The 16,097-nt window shown below is 55.0% G+C and carries 18 protein-coding genes and 1 pseudogene; 5 read left to right on the top strand and 14 right to left on the bottom strand.

Annotation, left to right across the window (positions count from 1 at the left end; genetic code table 11):
• Window positions 1–5: 5 nt before the first annotated feature.
• Window positions 6–872 carry an ion transporter gene (locus tag DBR02_RS22255; protein ID WP_173937202.1) on the top strand — a complete coding sequence of 289 codons (867 nt, stop codon included), beginning with the start codon at window positions 6–8 and terminating at the stop codon, window positions 870–872.
• A gap of 31 nt (window positions 873–903) precedes the next feature.
• Here the strand turns inward: DBR02_RS22255 and DBR02_RS22250 are convergent, their stop codons facing one another.
• Together DBR02_RS22250 and cls are read right to left on the bottom strand one after the other, a co-directional pair.
• A complete protein-coding gene (locus tag DBR02_RS22250; protein ID WP_006810881.1) occupies window positions 904–1,233 on the bottom strand; it encodes an HI1450 family dsDNA-mimic protein in 330 nt (109 codons plus the stop codon).
• A gap of 33 nt (window positions 1,234–1,266) precedes the next feature.
• The gene (gene cls / locus DBR02_RS22245) at window positions 1,267–2,727 is read right to left on the bottom strand and encodes a cardiolipin synthase (RefSeq protein WP_063452252.1); all 1,461 of its coding nucleotides are present in this window, start codon (window positions 2,725–2,727) and stop codon (window positions 1,267–1,269) included.
• A 143-nt stretch (window positions 2,728–2,870) separates the two neighbouring features.
• On the opposite strand from cls, the gene DBR02_RS26635 reads away from it, so the two are divergent.
• Together DBR02_RS26635 and leuE are read left to right on the top strand one after the other, a co-directional pair.
• Window positions 2,871–3,044, top strand: a complete 174-nt coding sequence (locus DBR02_RS26635; protein WP_017384232.1) for a YciY family protein — start codon at window positions 2,871–2,873, stop codon at window positions 3,042–3,044.
• Window positions 3,045–3,175: 131 nt separating this feature from the next.
• A complete protein-coding gene (gene leuE / locus DBR02_RS22240) occupies window positions 3,176–3,811 on the top strand; it encodes a leucine efflux protein LeuE (protein ID WP_063866543.1) in 636 nt (211 codons plus the stop codon).
• 32 nt (window positions 3,812–3,843) lie between these two features.
• Here leuE and DBR02_RS22235 read toward each other — a convergent pair whose 3' ends face one another.
• Entirely contained in the window at window positions 3,844–4,140 is a 297-nt protein-coding gene (locus tag DBR02_RS22235; RefSeq protein WP_063452254.1) for a YciI family protein, read from the bottom strand.
• A gap of 221 nt (window positions 4,141–4,361) precedes the next feature.
• Between DBR02_RS22235 and tonB the strand changes: the two genes are divergently transcribed.
• Window positions 4,362–5,090: a TonB system transport protein TonB gene (gene tonB / locus DBR02_RS22230; RefSeq protein WP_074177750.1), complete on the top strand. Its 729-nt coding sequence runs from the start codon at window positions 4,362–4,364 to the stop codon at window positions 5,088–5,090.
• A 46-nt stretch (window positions 5,091–5,136) separates the two neighbouring features.
• Here the strand turns inward: tonB and yciA are convergent, their stop codons facing one another.
• The 5 genes and pseudogenes from yciA to DBR02_RS22205 all read right to left on the bottom strand — a co-directional run.
• Window positions 5,137–5,532 (bottom strand): acyl-CoA thioester hydrolase YciA, encoded by a 396-nt coding sequence (gene yciA, locus DBR02_RS22225; protein ID WP_063866544.1) that lies wholly within the window; start codon window positions 5,530–5,532, stop codon window positions 5,137–5,139.
• A gap of 98 nt (window positions 5,533–5,630) precedes the next feature.
• Window positions 5,631–7,817, bottom strand: a complete 2,187-nt coding sequence (locus DBR02_RS22220) for a TonB-dependent siderophore receptor (RefSeq protein ID WP_107535484.1) — start codon at window positions 7,815–7,817, stop codon at window positions 5,631–5,633.
• A 179-nt stretch (window positions 7,818–7,996) separates the two neighbouring features.
• Window positions 7,997–8,536 (bottom strand): septation protein A, encoded by a 540-nt coding sequence (locus DBR02_RS22215; RefSeq protein WP_063452258.1) that lies wholly within the window; start codon window positions 8,534–8,536, stop codon window positions 7,997–7,999.
• Between the two features lie 13 nt (window positions 8,537–8,549).
• Window positions 8,550–9,293 (bottom strand): YciC family protein, encoded by a 744-nt coding sequence (locus DBR02_RS22210; RefSeq protein WP_107535483.1) that lies wholly within the window; start codon window positions 9,291–9,293, stop codon window positions 8,550–8,552.
• Window positions 9,294–9,318: 25 nt separating this feature from the next.
• Window positions 9,319–9,399 (bottom strand): annotated as a pseudogene (locus DBR02_RS22205) (YkgJ family cysteine cluster protein); the annotation flags it as partial.
• Between the two features lie 275 nt (window positions 9,400–9,674).
• On the opposite strand from DBR02_RS22205, the gene ompW reads away from it, so the two are divergent.
• Window positions 9,675–10,307, top strand: a complete 633-nt coding sequence (gene ompW, locus DBR02_RS22200; RefSeq protein ID WP_107535482.1) for an outer membrane protein OmpW — start codon at window positions 9,675–9,677, stop codon at window positions 10,305–10,307.
• Between the two features lie 39 nt (window positions 10,308–10,346).
• On the opposite strand, the gene DBR02_RS22195 is transcribed toward ompW, so the two are convergent.
• The 6 genes from DBR02_RS22195 to trpCF form a co-directional block, all read right to left on the bottom strand.
• Window positions 10,347–10,628, bottom strand: a complete 282-nt coding sequence (locus DBR02_RS22195) for a hypothetical protein (protein ID WP_369750612.1) — start codon at window positions 10,626–10,628, stop codon at window positions 10,347–10,349.
• A gap of 478 nt (window positions 10,629–11,106) precedes the next feature.
• On the bottom strand, window positions 11,107–11,340 hold the full coding sequence (gene yedF / locus DBR02_RS22190; RefSeq protein ID WP_003856774.1) for a sulfurtransferase-like selenium metabolism protein YedF: 234 nt from the start codon (window positions 11,338–11,340) through the stop codon (window positions 11,107–11,109).
• Entirely contained in the window at window positions 11,337–12,548 is a 1,212-nt protein-coding gene (gene yedE / locus DBR02_RS22185; RefSeq protein WP_107535481.1) for a selenium metabolism membrane protein YedE/FdhT, read from the bottom strand. Before yedE ends, yedF begins: the two co-directional genes overlap by 4 nt.
• A gap of 174 nt (window positions 12,549–12,722) precedes the next feature.
• A complete protein-coding gene (gene trpA / locus DBR02_RS22180) occupies window positions 12,723–13,532 on the bottom strand; it encodes a tryptophan synthase subunit alpha (protein WP_107535480.1) in 810 nt (269 codons plus the stop codon).
• On the bottom strand, window positions 13,532–14,725 hold the full coding sequence (trpB, locus tag DBR02_RS22175) for a tryptophan synthase subunit beta (protein WP_063452264.1): 1,194 nt from the start codon (window positions 14,723–14,725) through the stop codon (window positions 13,532–13,534). The genes trpA and trpB overlap by 1 nt, the downstream gene beginning before the upstream one ends.
• Window positions 14,726–14,735: 10 nt before the next feature.
• Window positions 14,736–16,094, bottom strand: a complete 1,359-nt coding sequence (gene trpCF, locus DBR02_RS22170; protein WP_107535479.1) for a bifunctional indole-3-glycerol-phosphate synthase TrpC/phosphoribosylanthranilate isomerase TrpF — start codon at window positions 16,092–16,094, stop codon at window positions 14,736–14,738.
• Window positions 16,095–16,097: the final 3 nt, after the last annotated feature.

Here is a 16,097-nt window from a genome sequence, read left to right as displayed (position 1 = left end):
CTGACATGATGTCAGCCCTTATTTTCGAGGTTAATGTGTCGCGATTACTCACGTCGGCCCGTCAGCGGCTGTATCATTTCTTATTTGATCCTCAAACGGTTTCCGGTCGCCGCTTCGAAGGACTGTGCGGTTTATTTGCGCTGATTAGCGTCATTATCATCTTTATCGAATCCGGCGCCGGCACGCAGTACCACATGACGTATGAGGAGTGGCACGTATTTGTCTGGCTGGAATTAATCGTCACGCTGGTGTTTACCGCAGAATATGTGCTCAGGGTCATTAGCTGGCCAAATCCGGCAAAATACGTTTTTAGCTTTTGGGGTTTTATTGATTTAGCCACCATTCTGCCGCTGTACGTCATGTGGCTGTGGCCGGAAATAAGCCTGAACTATGTGTTTGCCTGGCGCGCAATGCGGGCGATTCGCGTGTTGCGCATTCTGAAGCTGCTGCGCTTTATGCCGTCGCTGCGGGTGTTTTGGGTCGCGATTGTTAGCGCCCGCCACCAGCTTATTCTCTTCTATTCGTTTATTGCCATCGTGATGATCGTTTTTGGTTCTCTGATGTATTTAATTGAAGGGCCGAAGTACGGGTTTACCACGCTTAATGCTTCCGTTTACTGGGCCATCGTCACGGTGACGACCGTGGGCTACGGGGATATTACGCCGCATACGCCGCTCGGAAGAATCGTGGCATCCGTTCTGATACTGATCGGCTATTCGGTGATAGCGATCCCGACGGGGCTAATTACCACCCACATGAGCAGCGCGTTTCAGGGCAGCAAACGGCAGCGTAAATGCACGCGGTGTCAGCAGGGGAATCATGAACCCGGCGCGCGGTTTTGTCACCGCTGTGGAAATGTCTTACCGGATTAATTAAAAAAGGCTGCGATGGCAGCCTTTTTTATTATTCGCGCCAGAGAATATGGCACAGCTTGTGGTCTTTTTCGCGGCACAGCAGCACGCGCGCAAAGATGTCGTTAATTTCGCCCCCGTCTTCGTCCGCCAGCCCAATCACCACTTCGGCAAAGAAATCCGGGTTGAGGTCAAAATCGACGTGTTCGGCCCAGTCTTCAGACGGATCGAACAGCTCGGCGCCGCCACGCTCTTCAAATTGCAGGTTGAAAAGAATCACGTCAGCCGGGTCGAGATTATCGACCGCCAGTTCGAGAAAAATATCGTAGGCCTGCTCGAGCGTTTCGTCTTCGGTCAGGCGATTGTTCAGATCCATTTCCATGATGACTACCTGTTAAACATCGTTGGGCACGTTTTACAGCAACGGACTAAAGAAGTAAAACAGTCGTTCGGCAATTCGCTGCCACAGCGGACGTTTCGCCCACAGCCTGGCGTCCAGCAGGCGTGAACGGGAGATATAATCGTCCTGAACCGCCGCCAGATCGCCGCCAAAACCGGCGTCATCAATGACCAGCGTAATTTCAAAATTCAGCCACAGGCTCCGCATATCGAGGTTAACGGTGCCCACCAGGCTCAGCTCTCCGTCCACCAGCACGCTCTTGGTGTGCAGCAGCCCACCTTCAAACTGATAGATTTTCACGCCCGCGGCCAGCAGCTCGCTGAAGAACGCACGGCTTGCCCACCCGACCAGCAGCGAATCGTTTTTGCGCGGCATAATAATGCTCACATCCACTCCGCGCTGTGCCGCCGTACAGATGGCATGCAGAAGGTCGTCGCTGGGAACGAAATAGGGCGTGGTCATGATCAGATATTCACGCGCTGAGTACGCGGCGGTAAGCAGTGCCTGATGGATCAGATCTTCCGGGAAGCCAGGACCGGATGCAATGGTATGAATAGTGTGCCCGCTGGCTTCCTCAAACGGCATGATATTGCCGTCCGGCGGCGGGGGAAGAATGCGTTTGCCGGTTTCAATTTCCCAGTCGCAGGAGTAGACGATGCCCATAGACGTTGCCACCGGGCCTTCCATGCGAGCCATCAAATCAATCCATTGCCCCACGCCGGAATCCTGTTTGAAGAAGCGGGGGTCAACCATATTCATGCTGCCGGTGTAGGCGATATAGTTATCGATCAGAACCATTTTTCGGTGCTGGCGGAGATCCATGCGCCGCAGAAATACGCGGAAAAGATTCACCTTTAGCGCCTCGACCACCTCGATACCCGCATTGCGCATCATGCCGGCCCACGGGCTACGGAAAAAGGCCACGCTGCCGGCGGAGTCCAGCATCAGGCGGCAGTGGATACCGCGACGTGCAGCCGCCATCAGCGATTCGGCTACCTGGTCCGCCATGCCGCCCGGCTGCCAGATGTAAAACACAATCTCGATATTATGCCGGGCAAGTTGAATGTCCCGGATCAGCGCCTGCATCACATCGTCGGAAGAGGTCATCAACTGGAGCTGGTTGCCTTTTACACCGGCGATCCCCTGGCGGCGTTCGCACAGCTTGAACAGGGACGACGCCACGCTGCTGTTCTCTTCGGCGAAGATATGCTTGCAGGCTTTGAGATCGGCAAGCCATTTTGCCGTGGAGGGCCACATGGCGCGGGCGCGTTCGGCCCGGCGTTTACCCAGATGAAGTTCACCAAAAGAGAGATAGGCGATTATGCCCACCAGCGGGAGAATGTAGATAATCAGAAGCCAGGCCATGGCGGAAGGGACCGCTCTGCGCTTCATCAGAATGCGCAACGTCACCCCGGCAATTAACAGCCAGTATCCTAAAATGACCAGCCAACTCACCACGGTGTAGAAGGTTGTCATAAATAAAAAATCCTTTTGAAAGCGTATTGTTATGAGTTTACGCATCAGGATTCATCTGGCAAATAAAAACGGCAGATAAAAGCGCTGGTTTGCCGCCCGCTTAGGCTTATAATGGCATCTCTGTTAGAGAAAGAGTTGTAGACATGAAGCGCAGTAGAACTGAAGTCGGGCGCTGGCGCATGTTGCGACAGGTGAGTCGTCGAAAGGCTCGTTGGCTGGAAGCACAATCCCGCCGCAATATGCGTATCCACGCCATCAGAAAATGTGGGCTGAACAGACACCGTAATGCGCTGTTGTTCGCGGTCCAGGACATCTGATAACCCTGAGGGCACCGAAAGGTGCCCGTTGTTTAACTGACGCGGTCTGCGGCTTTAACGGTATACTTCAGATTTCGGGAATATCGACGTTGCGGCGATATTCCCTTTGTTTTGAGCAAAAGGAGTGAGACGTGTTTGCGGAGTTTGGTGTACTGAATTTCTGGACCTATGTTGTCGGCGCATTTTTTATTGTGCTGGTTCCAGGACCGAACACCTTGTTTGTGCTGAAAACAGGGATTGGCCACGGCGTGAAAAAAGGGTATCTGGCCGCCACCGGTGTATTTATTGGTGACGCGGTGCTGATGTTTCTGGCCTGGGCGGGCGTCGCCGCGTTAATTCAGACCACGCCGGTGTTATTCAATATCGTCCGCTACCTCGGGGCGTTTTACCTGCTGTGGCTCGGCGGGAAAATGCTCTGGTCCGTTATTAACCGTCAGAATAATACACATGATAACAGCGCCGAACCGGCAAGCGCGATCCTCAAGCGTTCGCTGGTATTGAGCCTGACGAACCCGAAAGCGATTCTTTTTTACGTGTCGTTCTTCGTCCAGTTCATCGATGTAAACGCGAAGAATACCGGCACGTCGTTCCTGATCCTCGCCACAACGCTTGAGCTGATTAGTTTCATGTACATGAGCTTCCTGATTTTCTCAGGCGCGTTTGTGACGCGTTACCTTAAAACCAAAAAGAAACTGGCGAAGCTGGGGAATGGGCTGATCGGTCTGCTGTTTGTCGGCTTTGCGGCGAGGCTGGCGTCGCTGCACTGAATGAAGAAAAGGCTCCTGAGGGAGCCTTTCTTTTAGAACACTTTTTTATACGGACGAACCGTGACTTTCTCGTACACACCGGCTGCGACGTACGGGTCTGCTTCTGCCCACGCCTGCGCGGCTTCCAGAGATTCAAACTCGGCAATCACCGTGGAGCCGGTAAAACCTGCCGCTCCCGGATCGTTGCTGTCAACGGCAGGCATCGGGCCCGCGGTCAGCAAACGGCCTTCATCCTGTAGCAACTGTAAGCGCGCCAGATGGGCAGGGCGAACGGAAAGACGTTTTTCCAGAGAATCATGTACATCTTCAGCGTAAATCACGTAAAGCACGGCAAAGCTCCTTAACCGGTGAAAGTGACAATTACGTTATGTGAAAGCACAAATGACTGCAATGTAAAGATAATCACATTGTTAAAACCCTGATCTGGATGCCCCTTTTTTGCCCGCTTACGCGCTTAAATTGCGCCAGGACAAAGTGTCTTATTGAATATGATTGCTATTTGCATTTAAAATCGAAGTTCGGTTTTTTAACGTTGATGATTATGACTTCGATGACCCTTGATTTACCTCGCCGCTTTCCATGGCCGACGCTGCTTTCCGTCGTTATTCACGGTGCTGTCGTGGCGGGTCTGCTCTATACCTCGGTTCATCAGGTTATTGAAATGCCGGCGCCAGCGCAGCCAATTTCTGTGACCATGGTATCGCCTGCGGATCTTGAGCCGCCGCAGGTTGCGCCGCCGCCGCCACAGCCCGTTGTTGAACCGGAGCCGGAACCCGAGCCAGTTCCTGAGCCGCCGAAAGAAGCGCCGGTGGTGATCCATAAGCCAGAGCCAAAACCTAAACCAAAACCGAAGCCAAAACCCAAGCCGGTTAAAAAGGTGGAAGAACGTCCTAAACGTGAAGTGCGTCCGGTAGAGCCACGCGCCACGCAACCGGTTGAAAATGCCGCACCGTCGCGTCCGCTGATGAATAACACTGCGACCGCGACGAAACCGACGGTAACCGCGCCAGCGGGCCCGCGCGCGCTAAGCCGTAATCAGCCGCAGTATCCGGCGCGCGCGCAGGCGTTACGCATTGAGGGGCGCGTAAGGGTGAAATTTGACGTCACCGCAGACGGTCGCGTTGATAACGTGCAAATCCTCTCCGCCCAGCCGGCGAATATGTTTGAACGTGAAGTGAAATCGGCCATGCGCAGGTGGCGCTACGAGGCCGGTAAACCCGGCAGCGGGCTGGTTGTGAACATTGTCTTCCGCCTGAACGGCGGGGCGCAGATGGAATAACGGCCAAAAAAAAGCCTCCGCAAGGAGGCTTTTTTTATACCTGAAGCTAGCTCCGGGGAAGCTGGCGCGGTTTACCGTCGCTATCCACCGCCACATAGATGAATAATGCCTCCGTCGCCTTATAGCGCTGACCAATCGGTTCAGAAGAGACTTTTTTTACCCATACCTCAATGTTGATGGAGATAGAGGTATTGCCGCGTTTTACGCAGCGCGCGTAACAGCAAACCACATCTCCTACCGCAACCGGGCGCAGGAAGGTCATGCCATCGACCCGGACGGTGACTACGCGCCCGTGGGCGATCTCTTTAGCCAGAATTGCGCCGCCCATATCCATTTGCGACATTAGCCAGCCGCCAAAAATATCGCCATTGGCATTGGTGTCAGCGGGCATTGCCAGTGTGCGTAAAACCAGTTCGCCCTGAGGGGCGTCAATTGTTGTCATTGTTTTTAAACTCGTAACTGAAGACTTCAGGCGGGATGCTACTATGATTTCTGGCTGGAGAGAATAGGGTGAGCGCCCGCAGCGCGGGCGCCTGAGGGTCAGAAGGACATGGTTACGCCGGCGTAATACGCGCGGCCCGGTTCGTTATAGGTCGATGCACCGTCATTTTCACGGTAAATCTGCTTGTCAAAGAGGTTGCTGATGCCGGCATTCAGGCGCAGGTTTTTGGTCAGCTGATAATTACTGCCGATACCCACGATGGAATACGCGCCGATCTCTCTGTTGGACATCGCATTCTCCTCTTTGCGGATTTCAGCGTTCTCTCTGGGCTTCTGGCGACCGTACATCGTCCAGCTTACGTTGGCTGAAAGCTTGCTGTTAACCTCCCAGTCCAGCATGGTGTTGACGGTGTATTTGGGGATGATAGACAGCGGGTTGCCGGTGTCTTTACTTTCAGACTGGATCATATACGTCGCATTGGTACGCCAGGTCAGCGTATCGCGAATAACCGGCACGGTGAGGTTGCCTTCCAGCCCTTCAACAACGGCTTTGCCGCCGTTCTCCCATTGCAGGATATTTACGTCGTTGCTTGTCTGCCCCAGCACGTCCGTTCCTGAAACGATCTTGTTTTTGTAATCGTTGCGGAACCAGGTAATTCCAGCCTCGTAGCCTTCCAGGGCAAAGGCCAGGCCGATCTCTTTGTTCACGCTGATTTCCGGATCCAGATCCGGGTTGCCTAACAGGTAGCAGCTTCCCTCGGAAATGTTGTTCGGACAACCGTTCCCGCGGGTGGAAAGCAGATAGCCTTCGCTGGACTGATACAGGTTCGGCGCTTTAAATACCCGAGCGATACCCGCCTTCACCTTGAACATGTCGCCTAAATCCTGTGAAACGTTAAGGCTTGGGCTCCAGTTGCTGCCAAATTTATTGTGATAATCGAAGCGGATCCCCGGGATCAGGTTGGTCCCCTGACGCGCTTCAATATTGTCCTCAAGATAGATCCCGGTGAGATCGGCGCTGTTTTTGCTGTTGCGCTCGGAAGCGGTGCCGGAAACGCCGTTAATCACTTCTCCCGACACGTCCGTCGCCTGCATTGACGCCGGGTCGTTGAGCTCATCGCGGTTCCACTCTGCGCCGATGGTCAGCGTCTGGTCCACCAGCCAGAACAGCGGAATGTTCAGCTCGCCTGTGGAACGGTACGACTCAAGCCGGCTGGTGTCGTACTTGTCGCTGTTGATCATACCCTCAACTCTGCCCGTCGACCCTTCCTGCAAGCGGGTGTTGTTAGTTTTCTCGTAATAGACGCCAAACTTCGACTGGCCCCAGTCCCAGATGCCGTTGTGCGTAATGCCGTATGACTGGCGGTACATACGGTTAGTTTCGTGACCGTACAGGGACGATACCAGGCCACCAGGGCTGACGTTGCCGTTGCTGTACTGCGTATCGCCCGCGTAGATATTGCCCTGGCGGCTGTAGCTGTAGTCGAAGTCGATAATTTGCTGCGGCGTGAGTTTCCAGGAGAGAAGGGCGTTGATGTCTTTGTTTCGTACGCCTTCGCGTCCGGCGGCGTAAGAGCCGTTTTGCGCGGTGTTAATATCCTCGGCGTCCGCGTCGGTTTTGTTGATGTTCCCGTAAAGGCGCATCGTTAACGCATCGCCTGCGAGAGGACCGCTCAGATCGAAGTTAGCGCGTTTTGTCGCTCCCTCTTTATCATTTTCAGGCTGGTTGGTGTAGAGCGAGAGCGAGCCGTGCCAGTCGTTGGTCGGGCGTTTGGTAATGATGTTGACGACGCCACCGGCAGCCCCGGAGCCATAGCGAGCGGCGGCAGGCCCGCGGAGCACTTCAATGCGCTCGACCATTTCTGGCGGAACCCAATTGGTGTCCCCGCGGGTGTCGCGCTCGCCGCGCCAGCTGTAGCGCACCGAGTTACGGGACGTCACCGGCACGCCGTCAATCAGGATCAGGGTATTTTCCGGCCCCATACCGCGAATATCGATCTGGCGGTTGTTGCCGCGGCTGCCCGTCGCGCTGTTACCGGTGAGGTTTACCCCGGGCATTTTACGAATGATTTCAGAAAGATCGTTTACCGGCGGGTCCTTTTCGATGTCCTTCGCCGTAATAACCGAGACGCCAGGCTGCTGCTTCAGCGCCTCTTCAGCCGTCGCCTGAACCACCATGGTTTCACCGTCGTCGAGAGTCTCTTCTGCTGCGTGCGCGCCCTGGCCCAGTGCCGCAAGGATGGCCAACGTAAGTGAAGCGGGGGCAAATCTTATTATGCTTTTCATCAACTCATTTCCATTTGTTAAAATGCGATGACGAATATTAATGATAGTGATTCTCATTACAATGAGAAGGGGGCAATCTCCATAAAATCTTCATGATTCAGTCATTTTTGAAGAAGTGGGGCGGAATGTGAAAGGAAAGTGAAAAAAGGCCAGATCGCATTGCGATCTGGCCCGTAAGGTTACTGCTTATCGTCCTGCGGCATGTGCCGGTAGATGTACACGCCGCTTAGCAGCGTAAACACGAGCGTCAGGGCCGTCAGGCCAAATACCTTGAAGTTGACCCAGATATTCTGCGGCAGCCAGAAAGCGATGTAGATATTGGCAAGACCGCACAGGATAAAGAACAGCGCCCAGGCCAGGTTCAGACGCCCCCAGACTGCCTGAGGCAGCGTCAGCTCTTTGCCCAGCATGCGCTGGATCAGCGGCTTTTTCATCACCCACTGGCTGATGAGCAGCGCGCCCGCAAACAGGCCATAAATCACCGTGACCTTCCATTTAATGAATTCATCATTGTGGAAGAACAGCGTCAGGCCGCCAAACACCGCCACCATCAGGAAGGTGATGAGTGCCATCTTCTCAACCTTGCGGTAGCGAACCCAGCTATAAATCAGCACCACAGCCGTGGCCACAATCAGCGCCAGCGTGCCGGCATAAATGTCGTACAGCTTATAAAAAGCGAAAAATACGATCAGCGGTAAAAAATCAAGAAACTGCTTCATTCTGCGATCCCGGTTACTGACGAATTAACATGTACAGGCGGAACAAATAGACCAGCAGCACGGCTGAAATCAGGTTGCTCAACGTATTGGCGACAACCGCACCGACGTTTGGCGTTAACACCGCAAAATTCGGCGCAAACAGCAGTAGCAGCGTTTTGGCCAGTAACCAGCTGATAACGGCCGGCGCGACCAGTCGCATATTTGCCCACGCGAGCCTGATGCTGCTACGCATGGCGGTGAAAATGCCCATTTTGTCCTGCACCACCATGACTGGCGCGAATGAAAGAACGATAGCCAGCAACACGCCAGGAACGACAACCAGCATTATCCCCATCTGGACCAGCAGTGTGGTCAGGAAGATGAGGATAAACAGCTTTGGCAGCACCGGCGCGCTGGCGCCGATTGCACGTAACGCGCTGACGCGTTGCCCGGCAGACACCAGCTGGATCATCATCAGCACGCCTCCGGCCAGAATGGCATTGCCAATCAGGCCCGAGAAGGTCGATGCCGCAGAGGCGCGCAGCAAGATTTGCTGTTGTTCTGGCGTCATATTCTGCACAAGGTCAAACAACCCCGCGCTGCCTGCAAGATGATCCCCCTGGCTCAGCGTGGCAATCTGTTCATCACTGGGTGAGAACGCATGACCCAGCACCACCGTAATAAAGGCGCACAACAACGCGATCAGTAAAAAGGTAATGAACTGATTGCGGAAAAAATTTCCCGTGTCACGGTAGACAGACTTCGCCGTGATAGACATGCACTCTCCTTGAGTATTGCAGGTGTTAATTAGCCGGCAATTGTACACCGGATATGATGCTGGTGGCAGCATCAAGGCTTGTATGGAAAAGCATATCTTTGTAAAGCTGCAAAAGAAGGACCCACCCAATCAGACTGTGAGAGCGAGAAATTGTCCAACCGCTACTGCAAGCGCAAGTGAGAAAAAGCAGAAATTTTTGTAACCGAGAAATGCCAGAAATTGACGTGGTAACAACTTATTGCTTTATATGGCGTCACCAAAAATTAACCTAGATCAATGAATGTTAACTTACTGGTTTTAATGTGATCTGTGTTAGATCACTTATTACTCTTTTGTGAGTATATTCTCCTCCGCAATTAAAACCACAACGATGGAGCGGATATGAAAAAATTAGCGGTGGCAGCCCTTATCTTAAGCAGTCTCTCTGGCGGCGCGTACGCGCATGAAGCAGGTGAATTCTTTATTCGTGCCGGTTCGGCAACGGTGCGCCCAACGGAAGGCTCAGACAGCGTACTGGGGATGGGCGGTTTCAACGTCAGCAATAATACTCAGCTAGGCTTGACCTTTACCTATATGGCAACGGATAACGTGGGCGTTGAGCTTCTTGCCGCCACGCCGTTTCGTCACCGCGTCGGTTTGGGACCGACCGGAGACATTGCCACGGTGCACCATTTGCCGCCAACGCTGATGGCGCAATGGTACTTTGGGGATTCCAGCAGCAAGGTGCGCCCCTATATTGGCGCGGGCGTTAACTACACCACCTTCTTTGACGAGAAATTTAACGATACCGGGAAAGCAAACGGGCTTTCCGATCTCAGCCTGAAGGACTCCTGGGGCGTGGCGGGGCAGGTGGGGCTGGACTATCTGATCAACCGCGACTGGCTGATCAACGCCTCGGTCTGGTACATGGATATTGATACCGACGTTCGCTTCAAGGCGGGCGGAGAGCAGCAGAGTATCAGTACCCGTCTGGATCCGTGGGTGTTTATGTTCTCTGCGGGTTACCGTTTCTGATTCGGTTAAAACTGGCCGCACAGCGGCCAGTGCCGGGCGTCAAAAGGACGGATAAACGGGGCGTTCGTCCAGCTTCATGCAGTGCCTGAGCGTCGATTCGCCATCATACAGGTAGCTGAACGCATCGCGTGAAATGGAGTGGAACAGAACATCCCCGTTTGCAAAGGGAATAATTTCGGTATCGCCGACACGTTTATGGCCAGCGCCGGTTTCAAAATGCCCGGGCCACTTTTCCTGGGTGTGGTCGTAGACGTGCAGAATAATTTCGACCAGGCCGCGTTCCGGGCAGTTCAGCCGCAAAAACGTCGATGAGAAATTCAAAGACGAAGCGTGAAACGAGATAAAAACAAGCAAAAATCCAAAACATCTAAAAAACATCAACGCGTCAAAACCCTACTCAAACCAGACGTAAGATTTTACTTAAGTGTAAATCTTTCCTGTTGCTGTGGATCAATAAGAGTTAAGTTTCAAAAGCCTATGTTAAGACTTCCTCGCCTTTTGTTCTCGCGGGGACGATATATCCCTGTAAAACCGTGAATTGCTGTATGGTGGTTCTTCCATACATCTGGCTGGAGGGGATATCCCCAACATCAAATTTGAGTGTCCGGTATGTGCAGGCAAACAGTTTTATTTCACCACGTTTAGCCCGACGCACAGCCAACCTCACGGTGCGGTCTGTTCAGTTTGCGGAACCCGCCTCACCACCCATTCATGCCTCCCGAAACTCAAAAGGCGACGGTGGCTAAAGCCAGCGAGGTGAAACAAGGCCTCCCGTAGAGGCCTTTTTCGTACCTGAGAGCTACTTCTGAATCAAATACCGTATGGTTGGCCCGTCCTGCTGGATATCCAGCACGGTATAGCCGTGGTTTTTAGCATCAAGCGGAATGTTGTTGATGGACTGGGGGCAATCGCTCACCACTTCCAGAATTTCACCTTTTTTCAGCTGCGGTAGCGCCTCAAGCGTGGCGACGGCCGGGTAAGGGCAGGGTTCACCCACCATATCGAGACGATAGTCAGGCACGATCTCTTTCATGCGACATTCTCCTGAGTTTCAGTTTTGACGGTAGCCCGGCGGAAGAAGCGCTTCTCTTGTGCAACCACCAGCAAGAAGGCGACAAGCAGCAGGGCGTAGGTCACCATGAGCCCCCCGAGTGGACCAAAGGTATTCAGCAGATTGACCTTGTCCCAGTTGGTTGCCAGCACCGAAGAGACGTCATCCCAGTAGTACGCCAGGAGGGTTGAGCCAATCACGTTACCCAGACCGACCCACCAGTAATGCACCTGGCCTTCCACGGCGCGATACATCCAGCCGGTTTCGCACCCGCCCGCCAGCACGATGCCAAAACCAAACAGCAATCCGCCAATGACCGCATTAGGACCAGCCCACATGATTTTCGGCTCCACGCCAAGCTGCACATAGCTAAAGATGCCGATCGCGCTGACCGCCATACCGGCAATGATTGCCTTCGCCATCATCGTTCGTCCGGTGATCCACATATCGCGAAACGCGGAGGTAAAGCAGATCTGCGCGCGTTCAATCAGCAGGCCGAAACCGACGCCGAACAGCATTGCCAGGCCGAGTTTTGGCTGATTCATCGCCGTGCACATCGCCCAGGCAACCATGGCAAAAAAGACCAGCATACCGAGGCGGAAGCGACGACGGGCCTGATCGGGCTTTTGAGTCAACGGAGAGGCAGCGCTCACTTTCGTCATTTTCACCGGAATGCGGAACAGCGGCAGCAGGGTGAACTTTGCGCCGAAGTATGAGCCGATGGCGGTGGCGACGGCAAAGAACCAGGCATGCAGCGAGAACTGCGGAATACCGGTAAAAAACGCGGCAAGGTTACAGCCCATCGCCAGGCGGGCGCCAAACCCGGCAATGATGCCGCCGACCACGGCCTGCATAATGCGGATGCGGCTTTTCGGCATGCGTAACTTAACGTTGTTGGCCCACAGCGCGGCCGCAAAACAGCCGCCGAACATGCCGATGATCATCATCCCGTCAACGCGGGTCAGCGGTGTGCCCTCAAGATGGATCAGCTTAAAGTAGCCCCACTCTTCGGCATGAACGCCCGCCAGCTGCAATAGCTGTCCACCCCAGCGGGTAAACTCACCCGTAACGGCCCAGAAGGTGCCGGTAATACCGAAATAATAAGTAGAGAGAATGCCTGCCGCGATAACGGCCGGAACAGGTGACCAGAACTTAACCAGGTAAGTCTGCTTGAAGTAATGCCAGGACATGAATAACCTCTGAACTCAGAAGGATAACGCTAAAAAGAGCCCAGATCATACGCTTACGCGAAAGATTGGAAAGTCATTCACACCGAAAATATCGACAGGATCAATTTTGACAGGTTGCTCTCAGGGAGCAAGGGGGGAAAACCGCCTGGCGCCGGGGCCAGACGGTTGTAACGGTTACGTCCTGCGCGTGGCCGCCTTCATGGATGTGACTAACGTATTCAGCTCAGCCAGCATCTGCTCAGGTTTATCCACGTTCTTCTCAATAATCTTAACGATAGCCGAACCGGAAATGGCCCCGGCGGCCTTCGCGTCAATGGCCGCAGTAACCTGATCCGGAGACGAAATCCCGAAGCCCTGAAGCGGTGGAGCGGCATGGTATTCTGCCAGCTTCTCCACCAGGTGATGCAGCGGCAGCGCGGCTTTGTTCTCCGCGCCGGTCACGCCCGCACGGGAGAGCAGGTAGGTGTATCCTCGTCCGTAAGAGGCAATCTGGCGCAACAGGTCGTCATCGGCATTCGGCGGACAGATGAAAATCGGCGCGACGTTGTGGCGCATCGCCGCCTGACGGAACGGCGCGGACTCTTCAACGGGCACGTCAGCCACCAGCACGGAGTCGACACCCACGCGGGTGCACTCGGCGTAAAATGCATCAATACCGCGGCTGAAGACCAGGTTGGCGTACATCAGCAGGCCAATCGGGATGGTCGGGTGTTTCTGGCGGATCGCCGCCAGCATTTCAAAGCACTGGGTCGGCGTCACGCCTGCCGCAAAGGCGCGCAGGGTGGCGTTCTGGATGGTCGGGCCATCCGCCAGCGGATCGGAGAAGGGAATACCCAGCTCCAGCGCGTCGGCGCCGGCTGCGATCAGGGTGTCAATAATTTTCAGCGACTGCTCGGGGCCGGGGTCGCCCAGCGTCACGAAGGGAACGAACGCGCCTTCCTGGCGGGATTTCAGTTCAGCAAATACGTTGTTGTAGCGTTCCATCAAATTTCCCCTCGTGCTTTCAGAATATCGTGAACGGTGAAGATATCTTTGTCACCGCGACCGGAAAGGTTCACCACCAGCAGCTGCTCTTTTTCCGGGTTTTCCTTCATCATTTTCAGCGCGTGTGCAAGGGCGTGGGAAGACTCCAGCGCCGGGATGATCCCTTCATTGCGGCACAGCGTTTTGAAGGCCTCCAGCGCTTCGTCATCGGTGATGGAGACGTAATCTGCGCGCCCCGTGCTGTTCAGGAAGGCGTGCTGTGGCCCAACGGACGGGAAATCCAGCCCGGCAGAAATCGAGTAAGACTCTTCAATCTGCCCTTCGTCGGTCTGCATCATCGGGGCTTTCATGCCGAAGTAGATCCCCACGCGGCCATGCTTCAGTGGCGCGCCGTGCTCGCCCGTTTCAATGCCATGACCGGCAGGCTCGACGCCAATCAGCCCAACGCGGGTTTCGTCGATAAAATCGGCAAACATGCCGATGGCGTTAGATCCGCCGCCGACGCAGGCAATCACCGCATCCGGCAGGCGACCCTCTTTTTCAAGGATCTGCGCTTTGGTCTCTTCACCGATCATGCGCTGGAATTCGCGCACGATGGTCGGGAACGGGTGCGGGCCCGCCGCGGTGCCGAGCATATAGTGGGCGGTTTCGTAACTGCCAGACCAGTCGCGCAGCGCTTCGTTACAGGCATCTTTCAGCGTGGCGGAGCCGCTGTGCACCGGGATCACTTCCGCGCCCATCAGTCGCATACGGAATACGTTCGGCGACTGGCGCTCAACGTCTTTGGCACCCATATAGATGCGGCACTTCAGGCCGAGCAGGGCGCTGGCGAGAGCAGAGGCCACGCCGTGCTGGCCCGCGCCGGTTTCAGCGATAATTTCGGTTTTACCCATACGCTTAGCGAGCAGCGCCTGGCCCAGCACCTGGTTAGTTTTGTGCGCGCCGCCGTGCAGCAGATCTTCACGCTTAAGGTAGAGCGTGGTTTTTGTGCCTTCGGTCAGGTTACGGCATTTGGTCAGCGCCGTCGGACGGCCCGCGTAGTTTTTCAGCAGGTCGGTAAACTCCGCCTGAAACGCCGGATCTTTTTGCGCGCTCACGAACGCTTCTTCCAGCTGGCGCAGCGCGGGCATCAGGATTTGTGGGACGTACATCCCACCGAATTCACCAAAATACGGGTTAAGTAATGTCGTCATCTTCTCTTCCTTAATATGCACGCAGAGTTTTGAATACCGATGCCAGCTTGCTGGCGTCTTTTATGCCCGGTTGGGACTCTACGCCTGAATTGAAATCGAGGCCGGCGCAGCCGGTTTTGGCTGCTTCCACACAATTATCGGGGCTTAATCCCCCCGCCAGCAGGACATTGTCCAGCGCTTCTCCACGCAGCAGCGACCAGTCGAAGCGCTGCCCCGTGCCGCCCTGACCGTTGTCGAGCACGTATTTATCAACATGATTCAGGTTACGCGCGGGCAGGGTGTCACCGACGCTCTGCGCTTTCCAGATCTGAACCTGAGGCGCCAGAACATGTCGCAGAGCATCGATATACGCCTGATCTTCGTCGCCATGCAGCTGGACCGCGCTCAGGGATAACGCGTCCGCTTTTGCTGCAATGTCGGTGATATCCGCATTGCGGAATACGCCCACATAGCTGAGTGGGGCAGCCGCAATCACCCTGCGCGCCTGCTCTTCACTAACCGCGCGAGGAGAGGACTCAACAAAGATCAGGCCTCCATAGATGGCGCCCGCTTCATACGCGGCCTGCGCATCCTGTTCGCGGGTCAGGCCGCAGACTTTGTTTTCACCCAGCAGCACGCGGCGCACGGCAGCATTGAGATCGTCGTGTTCCATCATCGCGGAGCCGATCAGGAAACCGTTAGCAAAGTGGCTCAGCTCGCGCACCTGGGCGTAGCTGTTAATGCCGGATTCGCTGATCACCGTGACGCCCGCGCCCAGACGCGGCGCAAGCTGGCGCGTGCGGTTGAGGTCAATCGACAGGTCGCGCAGATCGCGGTTGTTAATGCCGACCACTTTCGCCTCCAGCGCGATGGCGCGCTCCAGCTCATCTTCGTTGCTCACTTCGGTCAGCACGCCCATATTCAGGCTATGCGCGACGGCGGAGAGCTGGCGATACTGCTCGTCGTCGAGCACGGAGAGCATCAGCAGGCAGGCATCGGCCTGATAAAAACGCGCCAGCCAAATCTGATACGGGTCGATAATAAAGTCTTTGCACAGAATCGGCTGCGGGGCGATGCCGCTGACGACGGGCAGAAAATCAAAGCTGCCCTGGAAATATTTTTCATCCGTCAGCACGGAGATGGCAGACGCATGATGCTTGTAGATACCGGCAATACGCGCCGGGTCGAAATCGTCACGGATCACACCCCTGGACGGAGACGCTTTTTTACACTCCAGAATAAACGCAGTGCGCGCGCCCCGGAGGGCATCATAGAAACGACGGCTGCTCGGCACGACGTCATTCTGGAAACTGGCAAGCGGCTGCTGTTGCTTGCGGGCTTCCACCCAGATGGCCTTATCGGCAACGATTTTCGCTAAAACGGTCTGCATTAT

The organism is Enterobacter cloacae complex sp., from assembly GCF_900322725.1.
GTDB lineage: Bacteria > Pseudomonadota > Gammaproteobacteria > Enterobacterales > Enterobacteriaceae > Enterobacter > Enterobacter quasihormaechei.
The sequence above is the reverse complement of the archived record's forward strand: the minus strand, read 5'-3'. Positions and strand labels throughout refer to the sequence as shown.